Source organism: Bacteroidota bacterium (assembly GCA_030706745.1).
In the GTDB taxonomy this organism is placed as follows: domain Bacteria; phylum Bacteroidota; class Ignavibacteria; order Palsa-1295; family Palsa-1295; genus PALSA-1295.
Genome location: JAUZNX010000006.1, coordinates 164,113 through 190,022, shown reverse-complemented (window position 1 = coordinate 190,022; position 25,910 = coordinate 164,113). Strand labels below are relative to the sequence as shown.

General features: G+C 52.3%; 21 protein-coding genes. 11 read left to right on the top strand and 10 right to left on the bottom strand.

Annotation, left to right across the window (positions count from 1 at the left end):
* Positions 1-58: 58 nt before the first annotated feature.
* On the bottom strand, positions 59-877 hold the full coding sequence (locus Q8902_09140) for a carboxypeptidase regulatory-like domain-containing protein (GenBank protein MDP4199723.1): 819 nt from the start codon (positions 875-877) through the stop codon (positions 59-61).
* 300 nt (positions 878-1,177) lie between these two features.
* On the opposite strand from Q8902_09140, the gene gyrB reads away from it, so the two are divergent.
* The 4 genes from gyrB to Q8902_09120 are packed head-to-tail and all read left to right on the top strand — an operon-like array spanning position 1,178 to position 4,461.
* The gene (gene gyrB / locus Q8902_09135; protein ID MDP4199722.1) at positions 1,178-3,178 is read left to right on the top strand and encodes a DNA topoisomerase (ATP-hydrolyzing) subunit B; all 2,001 of its coding nucleotides are present in this window, start codon (positions 1,178-1,180) and stop codon (positions 3,176-3,178) included.
* Positions 3,178-3,510 carry a hypothetical protein gene (locus Q8902_09130; protein MDP4199721.1) on the top strand — a complete coding sequence of 111 codons (333 nt, stop codon included), beginning with the start codon at positions 3,178-3,180 and terminating at the stop codon, positions 3,508-3,510. The genes gyrB and Q8902_09130 overlap by 1 nt, the downstream gene beginning before the upstream one ends.
* A 15-nt stretch (positions 3,511-3,525) precedes the next feature.
* Entirely contained in the window at positions 3,526-3,759 is a 234-nt protein-coding gene (locus tag Q8902_09125; protein ID MDP4199720.1) for a DUF4926 domain-containing protein, read from the top strand.
* Positions 3,760-3,792: 33 nt separating this feature from the next.
* Complete coding sequence (locus Q8902_09120) at positions 3,793-4,461, top strand: SdpI family protein (GenBank protein ID MDP4199719.1); 669 nt, start codon at positions 3,793-3,795, stop codon at positions 4,459-4,461.
* Here Q8902_09120 and Q8902_09115 read toward each other — a convergent pair.
* The 4 genes from Q8902_09115 to Q8902_09100 form a co-directional block, all read right to left on the bottom strand.
* Positions 4,454-5,212 carry a class I SAM-dependent methyltransferase gene (locus Q8902_09115; GenBank protein ID MDP4199718.1) on the bottom strand — a complete coding sequence of 253 codons (759 nt, stop codon included), beginning with the start codon at positions 5,210-5,212 and terminating at the stop codon, positions 4,454-4,456. The genes Q8902_09120 and Q8902_09115 overlap by 8 nt on opposite strands.
* 85 nt (positions 5,213-5,297) lie before the next feature.
* On the bottom strand, positions 5,298-7,559 hold the full coding sequence (gene pnp / locus Q8902_09110) for a polyribonucleotide nucleotidyltransferase (protein MDP4199717.1): 2,262 nt from the start codon (positions 7,557-7,559) through the stop codon (positions 5,298-5,300).
* Positions 7,560-7,674: 115 nt separating this feature from the next.
* A complete protein-coding gene (gene rpsO / locus Q8902_09105; protein ID MDP4199716.1) occupies positions 7,675-7,944 on the bottom strand; it encodes a 30S ribosomal protein S15 in 270 nt (89 codons plus the stop codon).
* A 271-nt stretch (positions 7,945-8,215) separates the two neighbouring features.
* A complete protein-coding gene (locus Q8902_09100) occupies positions 8,216-8,434 on the bottom strand; it encodes a hypothetical protein (protein ID MDP4199715.1) in 219 nt (72 codons plus the stop codon).
* Between the two features lie 495 nt (positions 8,435-8,929).
* On the opposite strand from Q8902_09100, the gene Q8902_09095 reads away from it, so the two are divergent.
* A complete protein-coding gene (locus tag Q8902_09095; GenBank protein ID MDP4199714.1) occupies positions 8,930-10,216 on the top strand; it encodes a Fic family protein in 1,287 nt (428 codons plus the stop codon).
* A gap of 158 nt (positions 10,217-10,374) precedes the next feature.
* On the opposite strand, the gene Q8902_09090 is transcribed toward Q8902_09095, so the two are convergent.
* Together Q8902_09090 and Q8902_09085 are read right to left on the bottom strand one after the other, a co-directional pair.
* Positions 10,375-12,399, bottom strand: a complete 2,025-nt coding sequence (locus Q8902_09090) for a UvrD-helicase domain-containing protein (protein MDP4199713.1) — start codon at positions 12,397-12,399, stop codon at positions 10,375-10,377.
* The gene (locus Q8902_09085; protein ID MDP4199712.1) at positions 12,374-14,263 is read right to left on the bottom strand and encodes an AAA family ATPase; all 1,890 of its coding nucleotides are present in this window, start codon (positions 14,261-14,263) and stop codon (positions 12,374-12,376) included. The genes Q8902_09090 and Q8902_09085 overlap by 26 nt, the downstream gene beginning before the upstream one ends.
* Positions 14,264-14,907: 644 nt before the next feature.
* Between Q8902_09085 and Q8902_09080 the strand changes: the two genes are divergently transcribed.
* The 5 genes from Q8902_09080 (at position 14,908) to Q8902_09060 (ending at position 19,360) form a co-directional block, all read left to right on the top strand.
* On the top strand, positions 14,908-15,468 hold the full coding sequence (locus Q8902_09080; protein MDP4199711.1) for an RNA polymerase sigma factor: 561 nt from the start codon (positions 14,908-14,910) through the stop codon (positions 15,466-15,468).
* A 71-nt stretch (positions 15,469-15,539) separates the two neighbouring features.
* The gene (locus Q8902_09075; GenBank protein MDP4199710.1) at positions 15,540-15,941 is read left to right on the top strand and encodes a hypothetical protein; all 402 of its coding nucleotides are present in this window, start codon (positions 15,540-15,542) and stop codon (positions 15,939-15,941) included.
* 71 nt (positions 15,942-16,012) lie between these two features.
* Positions 16,013-17,011 carry a GTPase ObgE gene (obgE, locus tag Q8902_09070; protein ID MDP4199709.1) on the top strand — a complete coding sequence of 333 codons (999 nt, stop codon included), beginning with the start codon at positions 16,013-16,015 and terminating at the stop codon, positions 17,009-17,011.
* Between the two features lie 422 nt (positions 17,012-17,433).
* On the top strand, positions 17,434-19,020 hold the full coding sequence (locus Q8902_09065; GenBank protein MDP4199708.1) for a sigma-54 dependent transcriptional regulator: 1,587 nt from the start codon (positions 17,434-17,436) through the stop codon (positions 19,018-19,020).
* Between the two features lie 124 nt (positions 19,021-19,144).
* Positions 19,145-19,360 (top strand): hypothetical protein, encoded by a 216-nt coding sequence (locus Q8902_09060; protein ID MDP4199707.1) that lies wholly within the window; start codon positions 19,145-19,147, stop codon positions 19,358-19,360.
* A 15-nt stretch (positions 19,361-19,375) separates the two neighbouring features.
* Here Q8902_09060 and Q8902_09055 read toward each other — a convergent pair whose 3' ends face one another.
* Positions 19,376-19,915: a hypothetical protein gene (locus Q8902_09055; GenBank protein MDP4199706.1), complete on the bottom strand. Its 540-nt coding sequence runs from the start codon at positions 19,913-19,915 to the stop codon at positions 19,376-19,378.
* Positions 19,912-21,474 carry a glycoside hydrolase family 3 N-terminal domain-containing protein gene (locus tag Q8902_09050; GenBank protein MDP4199705.1) on the bottom strand — a complete coding sequence of 521 codons (1,563 nt, stop codon included), beginning with the start codon at positions 21,472-21,474 and terminating at the stop codon, positions 19,912-19,914. The genes Q8902_09055 and Q8902_09050 overlap by 4 nt, the downstream gene beginning before the upstream one ends.
* Before the next feature lie 26 nt (positions 21,475-21,500).
* Here Q8902_09050 and Q8902_09045 point away from each other — a divergent pair, with 26 nt between their 5' ends.
* Complete coding sequence (locus Q8902_09045; GenBank protein MDP4199704.1) at positions 21,501-25,241, top strand: UvrD-helicase domain-containing protein; 3,741 nt, start codon at positions 21,501-21,503, stop codon at positions 25,239-25,241.
* Here Q8902_09045 and Q8902_09040 read toward each other — a convergent pair.
* Positions 25,197-25,907 carry a hypothetical protein gene (locus tag Q8902_09040; protein ID MDP4199703.1) on the bottom strand — a complete coding sequence of 237 codons (711 nt, stop codon included), beginning with the start codon at positions 25,905-25,907 and terminating at the stop codon, positions 25,197-25,199. The genes Q8902_09045 and Q8902_09040 overlap by 45 nt on opposite strands.
* Positions 25,908-25,910 lie beyond the last annotated feature (3 nt).

Sequence of the window (25,910 nt, the reverse complement as noted above, 5' to 3'; positions counted from 1 at the left end):
ACGAAGCTCCGCGTCACAAGTTCGCCGTCGGCCATCGCGCTCACGCATATTGCTTCTGCTACGGAACCTTGAATCCGAGAACGGGCGATGGAGTTTGGTTGAGAGACGTGAGAACGTACTTGCGAGTTGCTGGATCGTAATAATCATTTGGTGGGCTCGCTCCAACGATGGGTGCGCCATAAACTGCTATGTAAACAGAATCACCTGATTGAAACCCTTCGCTCTTGATTGTCAGAAGGTCGATTGGCTCCCAAAAGGTCATGGAAGTTGTATCGTACAAGTTTTGGGCCCCTGGATAGTAATGGTAGTAATACGCAGAGTAGTGTCCCAAACTCGAAGAGACGTCTGATGAGTGCGAGATGTATACGGCTATTCCGCCCATGGTAATAGGCGTGCTTCCCCCATATCCTCCTCGCAAGATGAGATAGCTGTGGCCGTACCCCATGATTGTTGTATCCACCACGTATGCGGAGTGAAGGCTCAGTACCAATTCCGGTTGTTTATAAAGTGTTGGATTCCTGTAATACGGATCCTGTGGTCCGTTCAGGTAAATCGTCGAATTGCCACCCCCCTCGATCATTTTTCCAATCCATCGAACCTCTCCGTACCCGTTTTTGGAAAATCGGACGTTGTAGGTGCCTTCCGGTACTCCATTAAGTTGGAATATTCCGCTATCATTCGTGATGGTAGAGATCGCAGTGCCTTCGAAAGAGATTTGCACGCCGCTGTAGGGCGGCGTGTACGAATCATAGGCATTAGCCAGCGAAACGATACCCTTGACCGTCGCCATCCCCGTATCCGGCGCCAGCGTTTGAGTCCGGCACGAGAGGAAGCTGAGAGCCGCGAATGCCGAAAGGACCACCAGGAATGACTTCATTGGGTGTTTCCAGATTGGTTAAGTTGTAATAAGAACCTCAGATAATTCGGAAAGTTACACCCTCAAGAAATCTTATGTCCGCAACCCTCATAAAGGGGACTCTTACCCCCATATTTTGTGTTCTCTCAACAGCCAAAAATCGCTGTTTTTAGGTGCATTTCGAGCGATTTTGGCGTTCATATTGGGCACCTCGGAGTAGAGCGCAACCATCGTTGCGCGCAGCCCCTGATCCGAGGGATTCAAATACGGTTATTCACGGATTTTTGACCGGTTTCAAACCCGGTCTATACCCCATTTTTGATGGCAAATCATCAGCAAGAATACGGCGCCGAAGATATTCAGGTACTTAAAGGTCTCGAGGCCGTTCGCCGCCGGCCGGCAATGTACATCGGCGATGTCTCCTCACGCGGGCTGCATCATCTCGTCTATGAGGTTGTCGACAACTCGATCGATGAGGTCTTGGCTGGCTACGCGAGCGAGATCAATATTATCCTCAAGGAGGACGGCTCGATCGAAGTCGCCGATAATGGACGTGGTATTCCGACCGGGATGCACGCGGGCGAAGGCGTTAGCGCGCTTCAAGTTGTCATGACCGTGCTGCATGCCGGAGGTAAGTTCGATAAGGGTGCGTACAAAGTTTCTGGAGGTTTGCATGGCGTTGGTGCGTCAGTTGTGAACGCGCTCTCGGAATGGTGCGAAGTTGAGGTCCATCAGGATGGGAAGATCCATTACCAGAAGTACGAGCGCGGCGAGCCATTGGCCGATGTGACGGTCATCGGTAAGACGAAGAAGACTGGTACGGTCACCCGCTGGAAGCCGGACGCGGATATATTCAAACAGTCCATCACTATGCGAATGGACGTTCTGCGCGAGCGCATGATGGAGTTGTCGTTTCTCAATCCGCAAGTTACGATCACACTTAAGGACGAGCGAACGAAAGAAGATGAGACGTTTCATGCGAAGGGTGGTATCCGCGACTTCGTGAAGCATGTCGATCGCACGCGTATTTCGCTGCACAAGCCGGTCTTTATCGAAGGCGAGCGCGATGCAACACCGGTCGAGATTTGCTTCGAATACAATGATGGCTTCAACGAGAACCTGTTCTCGTACGTGAACAACATCAACACACATGAGGGCGGCTCGCACGTCGCGGGATTCAAAGCAGCGCTGACGCGCACGATGAATAACTATGCGACGAAGAACAATCTTGTCAAGTCAGATAAGATTTCGCTCACCGGCGATGACTTCCGCGAGGGACTGACCGTCATCATATCGGTCAAGGTACCCGAGCCGCAGTTCGAAGGCCAGACGAAGACGAAGCTCGGCAACTCGGAAGTGAAGGGCATCGTCGAGGGCATCATGAACGAGCAGCTCGCTCAGTTCCTCGAAGAGAATCCGCCGATCGGCAAGCGGATCATCGAGAAGGTGCTCCGCGCTGCAGAGGCGCGCGAAGCGGCCCGCAAAGCTCGTGACATCGTGCGCCGCAAGAACGCACTCGAAAACTCCGCACTTCCCGGTAAGCTCGCCGATTGCTCGATCAACGATCCGGAGCATTGCGAGATCTATCTGGTTGAGGGAGATTCCGCCGGTGGCTCCGCTAAGCAGGGCCGCGACCGGCGCTTCCAGGCGATTCTCCCGCTCAAGGGAAAAATTCTGAACGTGCAAAAGGCGCGCTTGCACAAGATGCTCGAGAACGAGGAGATTCGCAACATCTTCACGGCGCTTGGCGTCGGCATTGGCGAACAGCAGGATCTCACCAAGCTGCGATATGGCAAAGTCATCCTCATGGCTGATGCCGACGTCGATGGCGCGCACATTCGCACGCTGATCCTCACGTTGTTTTACAATCACATGAAGGACCTGATCGAAGCAGGTCACATCTACATTGCGCAACCGCCGCTTTACAAAGTCAAGAAGGGCAAGCAGGAGCACTATGCCTACAATGACGAAGAGCGCGACGAAATCCTGAAGCGCCTGCGAACTGGCAAAAAAGAAGAGGACGAGATCGTTGAGATTGTCGAAGAAGTTGCCGTAAATGGTGAAGCAACCACGGCACAGATGATGGACGGCGTGGCAACGAAGGGCACCGTAATCAGCCGCTTCAAAGGCTTAGGCGAGATGAATCCCGAGCAGCTTTGGTCCACGACGATGAACCCCGAGACGCGCACGCTGCTGCAAGTCCGCATCGAAGATGCCTACGCCGCCGCGAACATGTTCGAAACCCTCATGGGCGATGCCGTCGAACCCCGCCGCGAGTTTATCGAAAAGAACGCGACCTATGTGAGGAATTTGGATGTGTGATGAAGCTGCCGAATGTGGAGCGGGCAGTTGTTGCCGACTCAAAGCTAACAGAGTATCTCCTTTCAACCACTCATGCCGAAGGTAAGGAGAAGGCTGTTGTATTCTTTTCCCGTGGATTTAGCGTCGAACGCCTGGATGAGTTGAGACAAGCACTCCTTCAAGTAGCACAGGAAAATCCCGTGACTCAATCATCCGAAACCGTACACGGGATGAAATTTGTCGTGGAAGGGCGACTTCGGACTCCCAACGGGTTGCCACTGTCTTTGAGGACCATCTGGATGATCGACCGTGGTGGAACCATACCACGCCTAATCTCGGCTTATCCTTTATAATAGGGACCATTGAAGATGATTAAAGAACATGATCTTGTCGTTCTCGAGCATGACATCGACGATCTGGGACTTGCGCGCGGTGATATTGGCACGGTAGTCGGGGTTTATGCTGATGGGAAGGCATTTGAAGTAGAATTTATGACCGCCGGAGGCAAGACCATCGATGTGCTGACACTGGAACGAGCGGATGTTCGGCCGTTTACCGGACATGAGATTCTGCACACGCGTGAGATGGAAGCAGTGTCGTAGCGCACTACCTGGTTTTGTCTGCCGATTCTTACCATGAATCCCACAAATCCCAGTTCTCTCTTCCGCCGCGAGTGGCCGACTGCCCTGGTCGTTCTTTTGCCGTTTGTTGTCTTCGTAATCATCTGGCCATCACTTCCGGCACAAGTGCCGATGCACGTCGACTCGCACGGGATTGTGAACCGTTACGGCATTCCTATAGAGTTGCTGATCCTGCCCGGCATCAACCTGCTCGTTGCGATTCTGCTTTACTTCATTCCGCGCATCGATCCGAAGCAAGCGAACATCGCGGCTTCCTTGCCGGCCTATCGCTGGATACGGTTCGCAATTGCCGCGTTTCTTACGTGTGTGTTTGGTCGCATGCTCGCGACGACGCTGAATCCGACGTTCGATGCGATGCCATTCATCGGGATTGGTCTGCTGGTGCTCTTTTGTATGCTGGGCTTCTTGATGCCGAAGTTGAAGCAGAATTATCTTATAGGCATTCGCTTACCTTGGACGCTCGATAGTGAAGAGAACTGGCGGCGGACGCATGCCTTCGCAGGTAAGTGGTGGGTACGTGGATCTTTGTTGGGAATTGTTCTCTCGCTCGTGTTTCAATCCATTAGCTTCTTCATCGCATTTGGTACATTGATTGTGCTTGTCATTAGCACGGTGATATATTCGTATCGACTCTTTCGGCGGGAGACTCAACACGTTAGCTGACTTTGCGTAGATACCAAATCGGACTTCCGAATCCAATATGAACGCTGCCACTTTCAGGGATAAACCTCGATAATTCAGAGCCCATCCAATCGGTAATCGATTCAAGCGGCTCGCCTCGCTCCATCGCGGCGCTGATGTTGCTCTGTGTGAGCAGGTAGGCTGTCAATGATTCTTTAGTAAACTCCGGCCATTCCTCGTGCATCGATTTATGCACGAAGTCAAAACCCTCCGCATTCGCGTCCTCAGGTGTGAATTGGACTCTTGGTCGTGGAGGTGTCGGAAAACGAGATAGATATTCTGCAAACCAAGGCTGAAAGTCAGGTTTTTCCTGCATCATCGCGGAGAAGTAGTTATCGTACACAACGATCCAGCCACGGCTCTTGAGTACCCGTCTTGCTTCGCTGAAGAATTTCGCTCGATCGAGCCAGTGAAACGACTGCGCAAGTGTAATGAGATCGAACGAGTTATCCTCGAACGGAATGGCCTCGCCCGGAGCTTGCGCGAAAGCAAGGTGTGGTGCCGTGGGCACGTGGCGCAACATTTCAGGTGAGGTGTCAATCCCTCGAACCTGTGAAGCGACTTGCTGAAGGGCTCGTGAAGAGAGGCCTGTTCCGCATCCCACATCCAGCGCATTGTTGAAGGGAACATGATCCTTCAGAAACTCTGCAACTTGTGCGACAACGGATGGATGGAAATACGGCCTGCCCTTGGCGTAGAAATCGGCGGCAACTTCTGATGACCAGTAGCTCATGACCACAAATATACGATTCAGCCAGTAGCAAAAATAAAAACCCCTCTTCGAATGGAAGAGGGGTTTTGAAATTCAGCGCGTTCGCTTAATTCCTTCGGTCGCGGAATCCGCCGCCACCTCCATTGCGCCGGTCGCCGCCGCGATCTCCGCCGCCACGACGATCGCCGCCACCGCGTCGGTCGCCGTAACCACCGCGGTCGCCGCCGCCTTCGCGGCGCTCACGTGGACGCTCCTCGTAGCCTTCCGGTACCGGAAGCAACGCCTTGCGCGACAGCGAGAACTTGCCGTCGGGCTTGACAGCGATGAGCTTTACGTCAAAGACATCACCCACCTGGATGACATCCGAGACGTTCTCGACGCGCTGGTAATCGATCTCCGAAATATGGAGCAAGCCTTCCTTCTTGGGAAGGAATTCGACGATCGCACCCAGTCCTTCGCGGACCTGGGTGACGCGACCGGAGTAGGTCCCGCCTTCTTCCGGCTCCGCGACGAGCGCCATAATAAACTGCTTTGCGCGATCCGACGCCTCGCCCGAAAGCGCAGCGATCGTGACCGTTCCATCTTCCTCGATGTTGATCTCGACGCCAGCATCGGCCTGAATCTGGCGGATCGTCTTGCCACCAGGTCCGATGACGAGTCCGATACAATCGACCGGCACCTTGACTGTCGTGAGACGCGGCGCGTATTGCGAGAGCTCGGATTTCGGTCCCGAGAGAGCCTCCGCCATCTTGCCGAGAATGTGCAAGCGGCCATCGCGCGCTTGCATCAGCGCCTTCTCGAGCAGATCGAAGTCGATGCCCTTGATCTTCATATCCATCTGGCAGGCGGTGATACCATCACGCGTGCCGCAGACTTTGAAGTCCATGTCGCCAAGATGATCCTCGTTACCGAGAATGTCCGAAAGGATCGCGACGCGATCACCTTCCTTGATGAGGCCCATCGCAATGCCGCTCACGGGCTTCTTCAGCGGTACACCAGCATCGAAGAGTGCCAGCGTGCCGGCGCAAACCGTCGCCATGGAACTCGATCCGTTGCTTTCGAGAATATCGCTCACGATACGGAGCGTATATGGAAATTCTTCGACGGTCGGAAGCAGCAACTTGATCGCGCGCTCGGCGAGATTGCCGTGGCCGATTTCGCGGCGACCGGTTCCGCTGTAACGTCCAACCTCACCGACGGAATACGGCGGGAAATTGTAATGCAGCATGAACCGCTTGGTCGTCTCGGGGAAGAGACCCTCGATGTTCTGCTCGTCGCGCTTGGTGCCAAGCGTGCAGCTTGTCAGCGATTGCGTCTCACCGCGTTGGAAGACAGCAGAGCCATGCACGCGTGGCAGAACGGCAACTTCGCACTCGATCGGACGAATTTGCGTGGAGTTACGTCCATCGAGACGATGGTTGTTATCCAGGATCATATTACGCATCTCACGCTTCTCGATGTCATACAGGATATGATCGACATCGCCGCGGATGTGCTCGAACTGCAACTCGCCGACAGTCTCGGTGAGTGCCTTGCGTGTTGCGTCACGGGCCGAGTGCGTTTGCAGTGAGCGTTCTTCCTTTGCGAGCACAGTCTTGGCAAGCTCGCGCAGCTTTGGCGCGGCAAGGGCTTCGACCTGCGCGATGAGCGCCGGGTCCATGATGTGCTCGTCCTTGATGCGCTTCGGCTTTGCGAGGCCACACTCTTTGACGATGCGCTCCTGACCGATGCAGAGTTCACGAACGGCGTTCGAGCCGGCGCGGAGCGCTTCGATAAACTCGGTCTCGCTGATCTCGTGCGACTCGCCTTCAACCATCAGGATCGAATCCTTCGTCCCGGCGACGACGAACTCGTAGTCAGCCGTTTGAAGTTCGGTGTAGGTCGGATCGATGATGATCTGGCCGTTGACGCGTGCAATGCGTACTTCCGCGACCGGCTCTTCGAATGGAATGTCGGAGATGAGCAGCGCAAGCGAGGCCGCAGTTGCGGTGATCGTGTCGGCATCGTGCTCCTGATCGGAACAGAAGATGGTCGCGACGATCTGCGTCTCGACGCGCCAGTCCTTCGGGAACATCGGGCGGATCGGACGATCGATCTGACGGGCGGAGAGAATTTCTTTCTCGGTTGGGCGGGCTTCGCGCTTGAAGTAGCCTCCCGGAATCTTGCCGGCGGCAGCCGCGCGCTCGCGGAATTCTACCTGCAGCGGCATAAAGTCAATGCCTTCTTTTTCCTTTTCGGCGGCGACTGCGTTGACCAGCGACATCGTGTCGCCGAGACGGACCATCACGGATCCGTTCGATTGCTTGGCATACCGGCCTACATCGAACTGCATCGATTTGCCGTTGCCGTACTGTACGTCGTATTTCATTATAGTGGATAGTGTATAGTGGAAAGTGGATAGTGTGCAGGGCCGTTCATGCGGCCATGCCACAAAGAAGATAGCAGACGAGTAGAACTATCCACTCTCCACTATCAACTATCCACTATTTCCGGATTTCGAGCTGCTGGATCAGCGCGCGGTATTTGTTCACGTCCTTCTTCGCAAGATAGTCCAACAAGCTGCGGCGCTTGCCGACCATCTTGAGCAGACCGCGACGACTGTGGTGGTCCTTTGGATTCTTTTCGAAGTGAGGGGTGAGCGAATTGATGTTGGCGGTGAGAATCGCGATCTGGACTTCCGCGCTCCCGGTGTCGTTTGGCGCTTTGCCAAACTTGGCAGCAGACTGCTGCGTGATCTCTTTGGTAACTGGCATTATAAGTAATGTCGTATAGCGCCGTGAAATTGAACATCTGCCCGGAACCTCGCGCTATCAAAGCCGCCGGACAGCTTGCTCCTCGTTGGAGCTGTTATGTAAACTTTTTGAACTGGCGGGAAACGGGGGATTGGGCGCAATAATTCCAGTGTAGCGCATGCTTTAGCTTGCGCGCAGAAGCGCACAGGACTACGCAAACGGATTCCGAACGGTCATCCGATTGCGGATGCGCATGCCATTCTGCATGTCTTCGGAGTAGAGTCGAGGAAGATCAAATCGTACGGTCGTATATCTCTTCGCGCGTCAAGGGTGTGAACTCATCGACGGGAACGGGATGATTGATCATACGATCGACAAGGCGGGTGCGGCGCTTACCAACGGAGAGCGATACATGCACCGTCTCGCCCTTCACAAGCTCGCGCTTATACTCAGCGGGGATGCGGATGATGCCATCGCCCTCTACCGTGCCTTCAAAATCAATGCGGTCCATAGTGATTCCATAACACGAGCGAGACCACATTCGTTGAAGGCGCCCGAACTCCCGGTAGCACCACCCTGTTCGTTTGCCAGCGTTGCAATGAGCAATTAGGGATGACCTATCATGCTATTGGTGGCATGGCTGAGGCTCCAAAGACCCGCCAGCCCCCGCGCCGATGTGACCCGGGGCGCGAGTTCGGCCCACGCGAACACTGAGAAGTTTCACTCTTCGCTATTCCCTAAGCTGGAATCACTTTGCTGCAAGCGGCTGTTCGCTTAAGCGAACAGCCGCTTGCATGTGCTTCTGCTACCATTGGAACTCTATTACGTTTGGCAAAGCCAAACGTAATAGAGTTCCAATGGTTTATGTCCTTTAGATCCACTCAAAGGTCCACCTCACAACTCGGCCAAAATAACGGTCCAACTTCTCGGGAATTCGATTGCCGGGATTGAAGTTTCCTGTTCGTATTCGGCTAATCTTGCTAATTTATGAGGATTATAACTTATTATGAAGTCGGCCAATAAGTCGGCCAATAAGTCGGCCAATAAGTCGGCCAAAAGTGCCAAGCTAAATGGGAAATCAGTGGCCCGGAAGGCTGTGATGCCCATGTACAGCGGAATCTCTCAAATGGAGCCGATGTGGCCCGCCCGCCCAAGTCTCGAAGAGAAAGCGGTTGAACTCCTCAAACGATCGCAACAGCTTTCGGGCAAACTCCATCCCATCACCCAGCGTCAGACCTCTCAGCTCCTTCGGCTGATGAATAGCTATTATTCCAATCTCATCGAGGGAAATGTCACGCATCCATTGGACCTCGAGCGCGCACAAAAGAACGATTACTCTGCGGAGCCTCGCAAGAAGGCGTTGCAGATTGAAGGGCGAGCACATATCGAGGTGCAGGAACAGTTTGAGCGAGAGCTACGAGATTCTTCAGATGTCGATGTTGCGTCACCGGAGTTTCTCCTGAGCATGCACAAAAGCTTTTACGATAAGCTCCCGGAAGAATTCAAATTAGTCCGTGCGACTGCCGGCAACGTGCTGAAAGTCGTGCCAGGCAAATTTAGACGGGATGATGTGCAAGTCGGCAAGCATGTTCCGCCGCAGCACTCCTCGATCCCTCAGTTCATGGAGCGATTTCACGAAGTCTATTCTCCAACTCCTCTCGGCTCCGTGAAGAGAATTATCGCCGCTATTGCAGCACATCACCGACTCGCGTGGATCCATCCCTTCTTAGATGGGAATGGACGGGTTGTCAGGCTTTTTACGCACCTCTATTTTATGAGGGCAGATCTGGATAGTAATGGGCTGTGGTCGCTCTCCCGCGGTATTGCGCGGAAAAGGGAGGAATACTATAAAGCACTGGAGGCCGCAGATGCACCCCGTTACAACAATTATGATGGACGCGGCAATCTCTCGCAACGCGGACTGGATGACTTCGTCGATTTTTTGCTCGATGTTGCAATCGATCAAGTGAACTTTATGTCTGGTCTGCTCGAGACCAACGCGATGCTCGATCGTCTTACGCAATATGTCGAACTTCTTGCGTTGCAAGGAGTGCTCGACACGAGCGCGAAATATCTTCTTACGGAGATTTTCTTAAGAGGAGAACTTCCGCGAAGCGAGGTAGCCAGGCTGACTGGTACATCGGATCGCTCCGCAAGGAGAATTACGCAGGCTCTCACCAAACTGGAACTTGTCACTTCACTCACTCCGCTTGGCGCGCTTCGGCTAACTTTTCCGATCAAAGCAGTCCCGTATATCTTTCCCGCGCTCTATCCCGCTGGAAGCATCACGTAGAGACGAGCTACACCCTACTTGCCTCCACGCGCCCGAACTCCCGGTAGCACCACCCTGTTCGTTTGCTAGCGTTGCAATGAGCAACCATGGGCATGGCTGAGGCTCCAAAGACCCGCCAGCCCCGCGACGCTCGACCCTGAGCGCGAGTTACCCACACCTCACGATACCTCCACGATTTCCCAAATATCTCTGTCAATCGCACTTAAATGAGCTTCAAATCGCTCCTTGTGAACCGCGAAGCAAAGCAGATGCGTCGGACGCGAGAAACCTACGTAGAGCAACCTTGCGGTTTCATTCTGGTACGTTCCTTTGATCTTAGCACTGCCATTCAGGAAAGGTCCGGGGAGTCTGGATGACTCATACATTTTCTGGTAAAAGGACTCCATGTACAACGTTGCTGTGTGCGTGTGTCCCTTTACTGCGTGAACGTTTGACACTTCAATCCTAATGTCTCCCGATGGCTCGATGGCAACGTTTACATCTCGACTTTCGGAGGTATTCTCCCCAACCGATTGACTCGATGCTGAGTCTGCATTGACAAATGTGATCGCGTCCGCTTTCGTAAGAGTCTTGTCAAGCCAGCCCAACAGATTAGGAAGGAAGATGCGCAGGTCCCTCAGGGCCTCAGTAGTCTTCCCGTTTGCCACCGCACTGCACCATTGAAAGAGCTGAAAATTAAATTCGTCCGAATATTTTGTATCTCGCGTGAGGTCAAGTTGATTCAATTGGCGAAGAAAGCGCGCTTGCGTATAGTATCTATTGTTCTCATCGCGTATATCTTCAAGTCGTAACACCTTCAGAATGGCGTTGATGAGATGACTACGTATTGCTCTCACGCACTGACTTACCGGATCCATCGCATCGAAGTAAGCCCTAAGGCAATAATAATTTGAACCTGACTCTTGTTTGACACGCTTGAAATCAGCAAAGTATCTAGAGAGTGTCGTTTCCGTCTCTTTCTCTTTCGTCACCCAACAGATTGCATGGAACCCATTTGCTGTATTGGATGGAATAGCCCCGGAGTCGACATGCGTTCGGATAATTCGGATGTACTCATTAATCACGTGCGAAGGCTCGGTATAAACCAACAAGCAAGGCTTAATTGGCACACGAAGCTCCCGCCGCCCATCTATTGCTATAGGAGTGAGGGCGAATGGCTGCACGACTTTTGCGACTTGACTGCTCAAGCGATATGACCCTTTTAGGGAGAGTATTCGATCAGGCGCTCGATCCTGCCAAATCTCCCCGGTAAGCCCCTCGTATATCGCTTGGTTCTTGTCTCCGATCCTTTGATAAATGGGTTGATGAGGCCCCGAAGGTGCAAAAAGCGTCTCTAACAAGGTGTATTGGTGGGGATCCATATCTTGCATCTCATCAACGAAGACGTATGGGAATCGCTTTCTCACAATTGGGGTAAGCTCAGGGACAAGAATGAGATAATGCTTGGCAAGGATATAGGCGTAATCAAACGAAAGATAACCCTCGGCGAAAGTTTCTTGAGTAATCGCCAGCAGTGCATTAAATTTTGGATTGGTCTTCGACTTCAGGAGCGCTTTACCATCAATCCCATTCCTAAAGCATTCCTCGTTGTAGTCGTAACGAATATTTTTCACGTGCGCTTCGATCAACGCATTGCAGAGGCGCCTAACCTCTGGCTTATTCTCTCCGGCGATTTCTTTCGCGGTCGCAATGTGCATGCCATAGAACCACTTCCCGAGACTTCCGAAATCTTCGCGTTGTTGCACGAGACGGAAGTTCTTCCAAAGCCTCTCCGAAAAAGCTTCTGAATCGACACGGTCAAATCTAACTCCGAGACAGTTGTGTCCGTAGGGTATTGCAAGGAATTTATCTGTGAAGCTCTGTATTGTGCCGACGTAGTTAGGATACGCGAATAGCTTCGGACAGTGGATGCCAATTGCATTCTTGATCTCATCCACTGCTGCGTTTGTGTGCGAAAGTACCAGGACCCCAGATCCGTCATTCAGAGGCAGATGCTTCTCGATAATCAGCAGTTTGGCAAGGAGCGCTGTTGTCTTGCCACTTCCTGGAACGGCCTGAAGGTCTATGGTTTCAAAATTGCGAATGAAGGCCCGACGTTCATCATCGAACGTCATGCCGGCGGGCAACAGAATACCCTCGGCGTATTCGATGTCACCGTTAGTGACTACTAACGCGGCAGGCATACTTTATGGCATCGATGAGATAAGAAATATTAGTGTCGGTCTCGATATCAGTCTTCGCAACTGCCCCTTCATCCAGGAGCTTGGCGAAATGCTGGGCAATGATAGTCTTCGAAATCTTGCCCCTGGCCAATTCCAGCACCTTGGCTTCTCCCAAAATTTGAGAATAGATCGAACTGGCTATCTCAGCTTCACTCTTACTCCAACCATTGAAGTGCACGTCTATATTCGTAATTGCCGTGACATATTCTGCCAATCCGGTCTCGCTCATTCCTTCATCCTCCTTTTTCTCACGCAATGCCTCCAAGATTGCCTTGTAGAATGTCCTTCGGAGTTTAGTCGATCTTGCAATACAGTACTCCAAGGTCCAATGCGGGGAGACGAATGTTTTTACTGGTACGCCATCGTACTTCGCCTTCTTGGTTGTTGTTTTACTTTCTGCGTCAGCACCTTCATCCTCAGGCATAATGTCGAGGTCGGTTACGACGGCCACAGGCATCTCCATGGGGGGAGGAGCCTGCCTTTGAAAGATGCTGGAATATCGCAAGAAGGCGAGGTTCCCGACATTAACGACGGAAACACCCTTCTTCGTAAGGTCGCAATCAATGGCCTTGGCGAGAGCCGGAATCAGAATTTCCTCTGCCCACCCTTCGACAAGGATGACTCCTTTCGCGAAAAATAGATTTGCTTTCGTTGCGTCGAGAAATCTCTCAAGAAATGTGTAGTCGGGGCTTTTGAGTCTGGTGCAACCATCCTTCATCGGAAAGACATTGTCGCCACTACACAAGATCAATTCTTTTAACTTGACCTTTGAACCAATATTCGGACTGTGCGTGGTGAGAATCAGTTGAGTACCGCTTATCTCTCGGAGTGCCGCAATGATACGCATTTGAGCCTGAGGATGAAGGTGAGCTTCGAGTTCTTCGATGAGGCCGAGGCGTAGCCCAGTCCAATCCTTCTTCTCAAGGTGAAGCAATTCAGAAGAAACAAAAAGTCGGTTCAGGGTGCCGAGCCCAGGGTTCAAGTCATTTTTCAAGCTCAACTCGAGCTTCTCAAGAATCTCCTTTACTTCCTTCTTCGAAGTTACATCAAAGTTAGATTCTTTCGATTCATCGTACATCTCACTGAGCAGACTATCGACTTTGTCCTTCAGCTTCTTACCTTCTTGATCCTGGGATGGCGCTTCGCTACCGTCAGTCCCAACGTCCACGCCTTCAAAATATCCAAGGATGGAATCATTGAATCTCTCGAAAAGACGGACCAAAAAATGAGTTGTTTCTTTGCCCTTAAAAGCCTCGTGGCTCGCAAGAATTTGTGACAGTCTTGAATTCCTCTTTGGGGTCAAGTCGCTCTCGGCATCGCGCAATGGCTTGAGGTAAGTGACTTTCAGGTATTCTTTTGCGCCGGCATCGAGAAGATAACACTCGTCATCGACGCCAGCCCTCACGTCAGATGGTAATATTCTTCCCTCCTCCAGTTTGCGCTGTACCTCGTAAACCAAGCGCAAGTATGGCACCTTCTCCTTAGACCCGGTCTCGGTAGTCTTCTCTTTCCATCCTAACCATTTAGTAAAGTTCTTTGCTTCGATGTCCTTAAAACCGTCGAACTCTAATTCTATTCTCAGCTTGGCGGAGTCATTGAAAAAATCCTCTCGCTCAATTCTCAACCACTCGTAGCTTTGCGTCTTGAGCGTGAGCTTAATTGCATCAATGATAGCTGATTTCCCCGAGTCGTTCTCACCGATCAGAACATTGAGCCCATTCGAGAAGTCGAGACTCAAGTGGGGGTTCCGAAGATCGAGCGTTGACTCTTGACCCGCGCGTCCGTACTTTCGGAAATTCCAGAGCTTAATATTAGAGAGGTACATGATTCTCCTTTCGTACAGTCATAGCAAACTTACGGCAAAAAGCTGCGCATGCAGGAATTTCTGGAGCGTAGAAGCGGGCACTTCCCCACGCACGGCGGGAGTGCGGGTGTGTTGGGCGGGTGGTGGTGGAGCGCCCGGCGCGGCGGGGTGGCGCTTCACGGCGCTTCCGCGCCGCGCTACACAGCGCCGCCTCTCCGAGGCGGGGACCGGCGGGAGCTTGTCGATTGGTCCCAACGATTATTTGCAGAATTCATCGAAAATATGCGATGCCGGATGGGTCGAACAACGTTGTAATAGATGGAAGGGGGGCTCTTCCGTAATGATGAATGTGATGTGAAAGAATAATAAGCTTATACACAAAATGAGCTAAAGTATATAATTAGATGATGTCATTGCAACACCTGGACCCTCGAACCTTGTTATATATGGGGTGAAGGGGGGCCTCTCGATTTGTAGTGTTTGTTTCAGTGGGACATTCGCCCGTTACTGGGGTCCAGTCAATTGAAACAGACCGAATCGGGATTCTACCTTTCGTTTGGAGTTCATTGACAATTGAAATTTGGGGCAAGCTGAAGCATGCTCCACACCGAGACCTGAAACAAACGAGCAATTTTTCACGTCCATAGACGTCAATCACCATAACAATGACAGCGGAACTGACGCTTAGCGATATCAAGGGACTGGGTAAGGCTGAGGGCTCGAAACGGCTCGAGGCTGCCCGGCAGTCGCTCGTCCGATTTGTGTCATCACGCGTGCGAGATCTCGAAACTGCCGAGGACATCGTGCAGGACGTGTTCCTGAGCCTTCTGCGCTCATCGAACGCGGTCGGGAGTCCGGACATGATCATCGAGGACGCCGGCGCCTGGCTTGCCAGGGCTGCGCGAAACCGGATCATCGACTGGTACCGCAAGCACAAAACCGAGCGGATTACACCGGAGATCGAGCGGACGGCGCGATCGACGAGCAATGCGCTGAGCGATCTCGCAGCGAGCGACGCCTACGAAGCGTTTATCGATGCGCTGGCCGAGATGCCGGCGAAGCAACGCGAGATCTTCGTGATGAACGAGATGGAAGGCGTCAGTTTCCGCGAAATTTCCGAAGCGACTGGAGAAAATCTGAACACGCTCTTGGCGCGGAAGCACCGGGCTGTTCAGTTTCTTCGGAAGCGGCTGGCGAAGTATCAGTTGGAATTCGATGAGGGTTAACCACCCCGCATCATAGTCGATGCACCCGCCTTGAAGGGGCAGGGTAGTCTATCCAAAATGGTGAGGTAATAATGTTTATATTCGCACTTGCGATTCTCGGGCTGCTCGCGATGCTGCTTTGGAATGCGCTCATTCCAGATCTCTTTCATGGTCCATTCCTGAACTACTGGCAGGCGGTTGGACTGGTTGTGCTGTCCCGTGTGCTAGTTGGAATTCGCGGTCCGCGTCGTGGTTGGTGGAAGCCGTGGCACAAGCGGCATTGGAAGGGTTCGGACAAGAACTGGAACTGGGGATGGGACTGCGGCCCAAGTTGCGGACCATCATCACATGACTGGCGCAAGTGGGCGAAGATGTCGCCCGAGGAACGTCAGCAAGCCAAAGAAGAGTGGAAGCGCAACAAAACCGAGTGGAAGCAAGAGTTCAGAATTCGATTCGGTGAAGATAAGCCTGAAGGCGGCTCACCAGGAGTATAGCAGTCTGGGTATCATTTTCGCGCAATGCATGACAGCCGGACTTTCTATCGCCCGCATGCGTTGAGGGTCCAATGCAATTCATAGACGAAGCGAAAATTCGAATCGGAGCCGGTAAGGGTGGCGATGGTGTCATCTCCTGGCGTCGGGAGAAATATGTGCCTAAGGGCGGTCCCGATGGCGGCAATGGCGGCAAGGGTGGGGACGTATATTTCGAGGCCGATCCACAATTTTCGACGCTTCTCGACTTCCGATATAAGCGGGAGCATGAAGCTGAAGATGGTGCCAAGGGAGGCGGTAGCAATTGCACGGGCCGCAATGGCGAGGACCTTGTGCTACGCATGCCAGTCGGGACAATAGCCCGCGAAGCTGGTACCGATCGGGTGCTTGCTGATCTGACTGAGTCTCATCAACGCATACTCGTTGCGAAAGGCGGCAAAGGCGGAATGGGGAACTGGGCGTTCAAATCGCCGACGAACCAAGCACCGCGCAAACAGACCAACGGAAAGCCGGGTGAGGCTCTTGAGGTCGAACTCGAGCTGAAATTGTTAGCAGACGTTGCCTTGGTGGGCTTCCCGAATGCTGGAAAGTCCACGCTGATTTCACGCATTTCGGCAGCGCGGCCAAAGATCGCGGACTATCCTTTCACAACGCTGGTGCCGAATTTGGGCATTGTTAGAGCGCCGGAAGAGCATAAGTCTTTCGTCATGGCGGATATTCCCGGCCTGATTGAAGGCGCGAGCGAAGGCAAAGGCCTCGGCATGCAATTCCTGCGTCACATCGAGCGGAGCCGCGTCCTGCTGTTTCTGCTGGACGGGATGTCTTCGGAGCACGATCCGAAGACCGCCTACAAAATCCTGCGGAATGAGTTGAAGCGTTATGATCCTCTGCTCCTGAAAAGGCCATCAATCATCGCCATCACCAAGGGCGATGCAATTGGTGAAGATGAGCATGAAACGCTCGCGCGTGCTCCAATAGACAAGCGGAAACCACTTGTCATTAGCGCCGTTACGGGCTTTAATATTGATGTACTGATCCGGAAGCTTTGGAACCTGCTTCAGCAGGAATCTTAGCGGAGAACGATCGCCGATAGTACGACGAGGGCACTCAGCAGGGATACAACTTCAACGAATACGCGGGCAATAGATACTTCGGGGCGTCCAAACATGGCTTATTTCTCTTAATTGTGGCAAACTAACTGTCTTCAAATGGGAAGGAGCTGGCAAAAGCCCACATTCCCTGGTAACTAAACTAAGGAGACACAATTGTCTCAGCACTAAAATACATGAGTCACCTATGAAACGCAAGAGCTCAAACACAAAAAACAGATTGCATTTAGAAAATAGGTGATTTAGGTTAATCGGTGCTTGTTGAGCCGTCTCATTTTGATACACTATTTTGCAGATTTGGGATTAGACGTCTATCGCATCAATCTGCCCTCGTGAAAGATATTGAGAAGAAACCTTCGGAGATGTCCACGTATTAGTACAGTTGTATGGCTCACATTCTGATAATCGACGACGAGGCTGGAATTCGCGATACTCTCGCGATGATCTTCGAGTATGAGCATCACCAAGTTTCGACTGCCGAGAGCGGCATCGAAGGGCTGAAATTTGCCCAGAATTCCGATACGCCGATCGACTGCATTCTCTTGGATGTCAAAATGCCTGGCATGGATGGCATTGAGTGCCTGGAGAAACTGAAAGAAATCAGGCCCGATGTGCCGGTTATCATGATCTCTGGTCATGGAAATATTGAGACGGCTGTCGAAGCGACTAAACTTGGCGCATTCGATTTCCTCGAAAAACCACCGGATCGTCAGCGCTTGCTCTTGCTCGTTCGAAACGCGACCGAGAAGAAGCAACTTGTTAGTGAGAATCGCGTCATGCGCGAACGCCTCAAGGGCAAGGAGCGCATGCTGGGCACCTCACAGGCGATGCGGAACATTCGGGCAATCATCGAGCGTGTCGCCCCGACAGATGCGAGGGTACTTGTCACGGGAGAAAACGGTACGGGTAAGGAGCTTGTCGCAAGAGCCATCCATCGTGCATCCAAGCGAGTGGACAAGCCGTTCGTCGAGGTGAACTGTGCGGCAATTCCGAAGGATTTGATCGAGAGTGAGTTGTTCGGCCACGAGAAGGGATCGTTCACTGGGGCAGCAGCTCAGCGCATTGGAAAATTTGAGCAAGCCGATCTCGGAACATTGTTCCTGGACGAGATCGGCGATATGTCGATGGACGCCCAAGCCAAGATGCTTCGCGTCATTGAAGAAGGCAGATTAGAACGTGTTGGCAGTTCCTCAAGCCGCCCAATACCTGTAAACGTCCGGATCCTCGCGGCAACGAATAAGAACTTGCCAGAAGAAATTCGGCAAGGCCGCTTTCGTGAAGATTTATATCATCGCCTGAATGTCATTCCAATACATGTTCCACCATTGCGGGAGCGGCGCGAAGATATTCCGCTGCTCGTCCGTGCGTTCGGTGAAGAATTTACCGGAGAGATGCCGCGAAAATCTGTCCGTTTCGATGAGGGCGCCATGCGGTTACTCACACAACTCCCATTCAGCGGCAATATTCGTGAGCTGCGCAATATCGTCGAACGGATTGTGATCCTCGTCCCAGGCGATATCGTTCGTGTGGAAGATGTCGAGCGCCTTGGGCTAGCGTTCTCAATGTCCGAATACTCGGCAGATGGTCGTGAATCAGAATCGCAACGAGTCGACGCACCATCCAATGAATTAGAAAAGAGCGTAATTCTCACCCCAATCGACCGGCGGCGGATCGAATCGGTTGAGCGCGATTATGCCTTGATGGATGAGGACCATCCTCTTGATGGCGCGATGCAGGCTCCGACATTTCAGGAATTTAAAGATCGGGCGGAGAAAGTATTCATCGAGGAGAAGCTTCGCGAACATAATTATAACATCAGCCGAACGGCCGAAGCCCTTGACATCCAACGTTCGCATCTCTACACCAAAATGCGAAAATTCGGCCTGACAAAGGATAGCAAGGGCATTGAAACCGTAGCGCCGGATTTGAAAGATGTGAGCGATGTCGATCTTGAAGATGATGATATGTTGTAAGCGCAGCAGCCATCTGCTCAACAAAAAATCACGAACCTTCGCGCAGCCCTGTGCGTTGCGTTCCTGTTCTTTCAAAACAGTATTTGGTCCGCCCTGCGCGACTACCTCACTCTAAGCAAAACGAATGGGAGAATCACTAAAAGATAAGATGGAGCGTGCGCTTGCCGATGGGTTCGAGCGCGCACAAGATGATAAGGTCCGTGAACTGAACCGGCTTTCTCGAACTGGCAAGAAGATCACCCGTAAAGATTACAATACTCGCAATCTCGCCGATCTCTACCACGAGTTAGGCCTCGAATATCCAAGTGGAGTGGCACTTGGCGAGTATCAGAACAATTAGCGTTTCCGGCTTTCCTTATTCTGGTTGTTCGGGACGATACTTAACCCTTATTCGCTCGAACCAGTCGATGATTCTGCGGAAATAGGTGCGTTCTGGTTGCAGCAGAAGGTTATAATCGGCTGCACAGGCACTGAAATCTAATCGAACTGGCTTGATCTCCGCAAGCGGGACAATATCCATTTGATAGAGCTCATCCTCCGGGCAAACCTGTGTTACGTCGGCCGAGTCTATGGCATAGAGTCTGCCCTTAATAATCAGTTGTTGTAACGTATCGAAATCGGCTGGCTCCAGTTGAGCGAGTGCATTTATCGTGTGAAACTTTCCGTCCTTTCCACGCTTGGTGGTATGGACACCCATCATATGATTTGTGTCCATGAGGAGCATATCATAAGGCTTGTTCTCAAGTCCACTACCGCTAATCCGAAAGCTGAACTTAAACGGAGCCTTGGCAGCGGCAGTGCTTGTGCGTGATGTCTGGTCATTCGATGTCCGGGTCACGGTCTTGCTCGAGCATGAGACAAGAAAGCAAGCGGCAAGAAAGATCGCGATTCTCATTGTACGTTGCGAATGTTCCGAAGTGTCTCTGTTGCTGCTTCGATGGAAGCCGACGATTCACTAAATGCTTTTAGAATAAAGTGAGGCGCGTGTTCGCCTAAGGGTGCAAAATGCCGATCGAGATACGGATCTCCAAACAAAATAAGCCCGGCAAATCCTGGCCCGTGCTCCGCGAGCGTTGCGCCTATGCTGCGCATCATACGTGGGACGGACCATTCGGTTGCAGTAGAATCGATGTAACCGCGAGCCCGATGAAAGACGGCCAGCACCGTATCTTCATTCAATATTGGAATTTCGCCGGAACTGGCTACAACAGTCTTGATACTGTCAAAGAGGCTTCTTACACCTGCGATGAATTCTTCACTTCTTTGAATGGCTTTGGCTCCATTGTCGATCAAGACGATGAGCGATCTTGAACGCATTTCCGCTTTGCCAGTCAATTCGATTGCGCGGCGTGCTATTTCGGTCGCGAGCGATTTATTCTCGCTTTCCAGGTGGCTCAGTCGTTCGAGATTTGGTGCGGGATTGCCGGCAAATGTCTTCAGCGAACGGATCCGCGATATTCGTGCGAGGATATGTCCGCTCGTGATCCTTGCGTGATTCGTGGCTTGCAGTAATGCATCGAATGCAATTTCAGGTTCTGGTGGCATCAGGATGATGTCTGCCCCGGCGAGAAATGCTTTCACGGTGGCTTCGCCATCATCAAAAGAAGCTCTAATGGCACGCATCTCCAATGCGTCCGTAACAATGACCCCATCAAATCCAAGTCGATTACGGAGCAACTCCGTTGTCAGGAGTCTTGAAATGGTAGCGGGCAATTCGCATTCATTGGGTTGCGCACCAAGTACTCGTGCAAACTCTGGCGTCGCAAGATGACCTGTCATGATCGACTTGACCCCATGCTGGATCATTGATCTGAATGGTGGTAGCTCGATTTTCTCAAAGCGCGAAACACCATCCAGAATCACCGGTAACGCACGATGCGAATCCACGGATGTGTCACCATGGCCGGGAAAGTGCTTTGCTGTTGCATTCACGTGCTCGGATTGCAGACCAAGCATAAACGGAAGAGCGAACGTTGAGACTGTCTCGGGATTATCTCCGAATGAGCGCGTATTGATGATCGGGTTATCCGGATTCGAATTTACGTCCGCAACTGGCGCAAAATTCCAGGAAAGTCCGAGCGCCCGCATTTCGTTGGCTATCGCCTGTCCAACTTGATACGCGAGTCCTGGTTCGCCGGCTTTGGCGATTGCCATCGCATCTGGGAATTCGGTCCCACACTCGAACCGCATGGGCAGGCCAAATTCACAGTCGGCTGAAAAGATCAAGGACTTCGGTGTCCCATCGAGATGTGTCCGATGCCCAGCCTCATTTTGTAGTACCGTTACAGCATTCGCGACGGATTCTGCTTGGCTGCCGAACATGCAAAACCCGCCAGCCTTGTTTTCACGCACGAGGCGGAATATTCGTTCGCGATAAGCACTGTCCTCCGCAAATGCCTCGGCATTGAGCCGAGGCATCAGAACTTGGCCGAGAAATGTCTCTTCGGGACTCATTCGCATTGCAGTCTTGTAACTACATCGTGCTCCAGCTAACTCCCACACAACAAAAAGCCCTGAGTACTGAGCGACATCTTGCCATTACGGCGAATGCCGGTTCAGGTAAGACGCGCGTGCTCGTCGAACGGTATGTCAATCTGTTCGAAACCGCCCCGGACCTCCAGGCCCAAAATGTCGTTGCGATTACCTTTACGGAAAATGCCGGAGCGGAGCTCCGAAAGAAGATCCTTGGCGAGGTCAATGAGCGAATCGCAGCACTTCCGCGAGTGAGTGATCGACGGTCCCGTCTGACACGATTGCGAGATACCCTTCCCAGCGCGTTCATCGGAACGATCCACAGCTTTGCATCTCGGATGCTCCGCTCCTATCCGGTTGAGGCAAATGTCGATGCCAGCTTTTCTATCATTGAAGGGGCGGATGAGCGGCTCTTGCGGGAAGAGGTAATCGAGCGCACATTTTACTCACTGCTCGATGAGGCTTACGAGCAGCCAGAAGAGCCGCCGGTGTTGCACCTCTTCCGCGCGCTCGGTCGAAAGGAAGTGAGCCAACTGGTTCGCACGTTACTCGCAAATCCTGCTCGCACGAATGCCCTTCGTTTGAAGCTGCTGGTGTTGACTGATGATACCATCCTCTCCTCGTGGCGCGAGAAGGCTGAAACGCTTCTGCAATATCCTCAATCCGCCAGAGATTTGATCTCGGATCTTTACGCAAACGTGAAGACCGGAAAATTAGGCAAGGAAGTTGTGCCATATTTCGAGGCGTATCTCAAGGCCAGGGAGCCATTTGCAGTAGTGTTCGCATTCGCCGCATTGGCCAAAAAGATGATGACCAACGCAGGCACGATTCATTCGCAACGCATCGATCTCAAAAATGTATCTCCTGACCTCGTAGCAGAGCGCGAGGAGTTTGTTGCATACATCCAGCGACATAAATCCCTACTGGAGTCCATTCCTGCATCTGAGGAAGATTGGCTCCGCGAGCATCGGGCGTACATCTCGCTCATGCGAAGCGCGACGACCCTTGCCGATCAAGTCGCAATAGAATATACTGCAGACAAATCCGCATACGGACTTCTCGATTTCAATGATCTGATTCAGCGGTTTCATCGTCTGCTCGAAGAGCCGCGGATTCGCGAGGAGCTGAGCCGCCAGTTCCGGTTCATTATGATTGATGAGTTTCAAGATACAGACGCTTCGCAATTCGAGCTTGCACGACTTCTCACAGAGAATTTCAGTGCACATACGAACCTCATGATCGTTGGCGACCCAAAGCAGTCGATCTATGGCTTCCGAAATGCCGATGTGGCTGTCTTTCACGAGACCGAATCGAAGATTTCCGGGCAAGTACTTTCCGGAGATGCACTCGCGGAGTCGATCACACTTTCGCTCAGTCCCGAAGAGGAGCGGGGCCGCATTCAACTCGGTGAATCCTTTCGGATGGCATCGCGACCTCTGGCCACAATCAATAAGCTATTTCACACGCTGATGCAGCCAGCCACGATGCCGTTCGCGGCCAGGCATGAGGTGGCATACTCAGAACTGATCTTTGGTCGCGTCGTCGAAACTGCCGGAGGGGTGGAGTGGATCTGTCCAGTAAGGCCCTCAAAATCATCGCTTGGGGAAGGCGTCGAGGGGGAAGACTCTATCTCCGAGGATGCCGCAGAATCCGAACTCATTGCTCGAAAAATCGCTGTGATTGTCGGCAATACTCGATATCAGATCGAAGAGAACGGCAACCTGCGCGAAGCTCGATATGGCGATGTGGCAATCTTGTTGCGATCCCGGACTAATCTTCCGTTGATCGAGCGATCGCTTCATGCATTGGGAATTCCGTTCGTAGTCTCGAAGGGCGCTGGATTCTTTCTCCAACAGGAAATACTCGATGCGACCAGCTACCTTTCTTTTTTGATTTCGCCAAACAATGATATTGCACTGATCGCCATCCTGCGCTCTCCATTCTTCGCGCTCAGCGATGTCGATCTGTTTCAGATTGCACTTCACAGTGCAAAGCATCAGGAGGGCGTTGCGCTCAGCTTCTGGGATAAACTTCGCCGCTACTGCTCGCAAGCTCCGAAACCATATTTGTTGCATGCGCTTGAGCTACTTGAAGCAAATCTTGCGATTGCTGGCCGAACCGGTGCCGCGTTCCTACTCGAGAAAATATACTCCGAGACAGGAATGTTCGCTACGCTTGCGGCGGGTGCCGATGGCCGCCAAAAGATTGCGAACCTCGAGAAATTCCTAGGCATGGCTCGCGCATCCGATGCCGGAGGGTTTTCGAGCCTGTTCGATTTTGTCGAACGCATTCAGTATCTGATCGATGAAGACGAAAAAGAGTCGCAGGCCGATTCGGCCGGCGTGACAGATGCAGTTCGGATCATGACCGTCCATGCCGCGAAAGGTTTGGAATTTCCGATCGTAGTCATTCCCTTTCTTCAGAAGCGCTTTCAGTTCGATTCACGCGGAATGCTGGATCCCGAAATTGGGCTCCATATCCGTTTCTCCGATGCCGAGCGACAGCCGCTTATCGCCGAAATCATACGCGAAGAATTTCACGCTCGGACCATCGCCGAGGAGAAGCGTATCTTCTATGTTGCAATGACGCGTGCTCGCGACCATTTGATTCTCTCTTCCACACTGCCAATGAATTCGCCGAAAGATAGTTGGTTGGCGTGGGCGGGTGCGGCATTGCCCGCGGTTTTTGATGAGTCATGTAGCACCATTCCGCTTGAAGAGCGAGTAACTCGGTACGATTCCAACCGCCGCGAACGATCGGAGACTTTTATCAAGTTTGCGATACCCTTGTTGCGAACCGAGAGTGATATTCCCCTTGCTCGGCGTGACACGACCGTTGAGGCTCCCGATGAACTTGGGCCGTTCCATCTTTCGCCGATCACGATTGAGCGAAGCACCTCACGGTATAGTGCAACACAATTCCTCAGATTCCGGGAATGTCCGACGAAGTATCATCTGTCATATGCTCTCGGGCTTCCGGAAGAGCCGAGACTTGCTTACGATCTTGAAGCGGATCTTCTCTCCGAGACGGTTCGCGGATCATTGCTGGGCCAGATCGTTCATAGAGTGCTCGCCTCGATCGATTCCCTCGTTACGGGTCGAACGGTGAACGCCGCCAAAGTGGACCGTGAGTTAAGCACCGTATTCTTCTCGCTTGGTGTGTTGGATACTCGCGAACAATCGAAGCTGCGGCACGAGGCACTGCGCCACATTCAGAATGTTATCGATTCACCGCTGGCTTTGAAAGTCATCGCTGCAAGCGATGTTCGTACAGAGTATTCTTTGCAGACCCAGGTGCCAAGTGGTAATACATTCTATGGTATCATTGACCGGCTGTATCGCGATGCGGATGGCATTTGGACCATCCTGGATTACAAAACGGAACATAGTCATAATAAAGAACGCGATCGCGCCAACCGAGAGCGCCACAAATTTCAGCTGCGTTTCTATGCATATCTCGTCCATCTCATGTATCCCGAAGAGTCGTGCATAAAGTCAATTCTCTTCTATACTGACCGAGGCGAAGCCTTGGAATTCTCCTTTACTCCTGAAGATTTCATCGGACTGGAGGTCGAGTGTGACGCGATGATCGAGCGGATTCGACAGAACGAAATGGTGACGGATCTCATCGATCTGGACCGTAATCTCAAGCATTGTCCGGACTGCAAATTCTTGAGCGGTGAAGCCTGTATTGTGCTGAACGCCTCAGAATCCGAACGCAAGACCGGCCAGATAGCCATATTCACTTAGGGTACGCAAGCCGGGGCCGTTATATGAACGACTTGCACTGCCGATAGGGCCGATATAAGGAAAGTACCATACTCGACCCAACGCGACAATCGCGATTTCATATTTGCCACCAGTCCAAATCGTGTAACGCGCCCGGAGTGACGCGGCCATTAGGAGCGCCTGCCATGCAGTCTCCGATGTGTGTGTGTCGGTAATATTTGTCGTATCGTGTGTGACATCCGCTGATGCACCACCGAGACCGAAGCCCAATCCAAATCCAGCACCGAGACGAAAATCGGATGCCGTGATGAGCGTCCGATTTGTCTCCAAACCGATCACGGTCACCTGGAGATTCTCTGATACGCTCGCTGGAAAGTTCTTGGAGCCACCGAGTATTTGCGCATCAGTCCAAATGCCGCTCCAATTTCGAGTTTCATTAATATGCTCGAGAAAGATCGAGAGCGACTGCACACCATTGGTCTCAAAGCTATAGTAGAAGTGCTCGATCGTCGGGTTCGTGAAGAATCCGCGATTGATATCATTGCTCTTCACCAGTGACGCTTGACCGTTCGCTGCAAACAGAAATCCCGCCTCACGCGGCATGTTCTGCGCAGTAGATGATAGTGGGTAGATAATAGTGGATAGTGAATAGAGGAAAATGGATAGTGCCCATACTATTGGCAGCATCCG

Bases quoted from the DNA above. Each gene is read 5' to 3' on its own strand.
- Q8902_09120 (MDP4199719.1), top strand. From the start codon at position 3,793: ATGAATCCCACAAATCCCAGTTCTCTCTTCCGCCGCGAGTGGCCGACT.
- Q8902_09130 (MDP4199721.1), top strand. From the start codon at position 3,178: ATGAAGCTGCCGAATGTGGAGCGGGCAGTTGTTGCCGACTCAAAGCTA.
- Q8902_09115 (MDP4199718.1), bottom strand. From the start codon at position 5,212: ATGAGCTACTGGTCATCAGAAGTTGCCGCCGATTTCTACGCCAAGGGC.
- Q8902_09065 (MDP4199708.1), top strand. From the start codon at position 17,434: ATGGCTCACATTCTGATAATCGACGACGAGGCTGGAATTCGCGATACT.
- pnp (MDP4199717.1), bottom strand. From the start codon at position 7,559: ATGAAATACGACGTACAGTACGGCAACGGCAAATCGATGCAGTTCGAT.
- Q8902_09050 (MDP4199705.1), bottom strand. From the start codon at position 21,474: ATGAGTCCCGAAGAGACATTTCTCGGCCAAGTTCTGATGCCTCGGCTC.
- rpsO (MDP4199716.1), bottom strand. From the start codon at position 7,944: ATGCCAGTTACCAAAGAGATCACGCAGCAGTCTGCTGCCAAGTTTGGC.
- Q8902_09055 (MDP4199706.1), bottom strand. From the start codon at position 19,915: ATGAGAATCGCGATCTTTCTTGCCGCTTGCTTTCTTGTCTCATGCTCG.
- Q8902_09095 (MDP4199714.1), top strand. From the start codon at position 8,930: ATGAAGTCGGCCAATAAGTCGGCCAATAAGTCGGCCAATAAGTCGGCC.
- obgE (MDP4199709.1), top strand. From the start codon at position 16,013: ATGCAATTCATAGACGAAGCGAAAATTCGAATCGGAGCCGGTAAGGGT.
- Q8902_09080 (MDP4199711.1), top strand. From the start codon at position 14,908: ATGACAGCGGAACTGACGCTTAGCGATATCAAGGGACTGGGTAAGGCT.
- Q8902_09125 (MDP4199720.1), top strand. From the start codon at position 3,526: ATGATTAAAGAACATGATCTTGTCGTTCTCGAGCATGACATCGACGAT.
- Q8902_09060 (MDP4199707.1), top strand. From the start codon at position 19,145: ATGGGAGAATCACTAAAAGATAAGATGGAGCGTGCGCTTGCCGATGGG.
- Q8902_09075 (MDP4199710.1), top strand. From the start codon at position 15,540: ATGTTTATATTCGCACTTGCGATTCTCGGGCTGCTCGCGATGCTGCTT.
- Q8902_09085 (MDP4199712.1), bottom strand. From the start codon at position 14,263: ATGTACCTCTCTAATATTAAGCTCTGGAATTTCCGAAAGTACGGACGC.
- Q8902_09140 (MDP4199723.1), bottom strand. From the start codon at position 877: ATGAAGTCATTCCTGGTGGTCCTTTCGGCATTCGCGGCTCTCAGCTTC.
- gyrB (MDP4199722.1), top strand. From the start codon at position 1,178: ATGGCAAATCATCAGCAAGAATACGGCGCCGAAGATATTCAGGTACTT.
- Q8902_09100 (MDP4199715.1), bottom strand. From the start codon at position 8,434: ATGGACCGCATTGATTTTGAAGGCACGGTAGAGGGCGATGGCATCATC.
- Q8902_09040 (MDP4199703.1), bottom strand. From the start codon at position 25,907: ATGCTGCCAATAGTATGGGCACTATCCATTTTCCTCTATTCACTATCC.
- Q8902_09090 (MDP4199713.1), bottom strand. From the start codon at position 12,399: ATGCCTGCCGCGTTAGTAGTCACTAACGGTGACATCGAATACGCCGAG.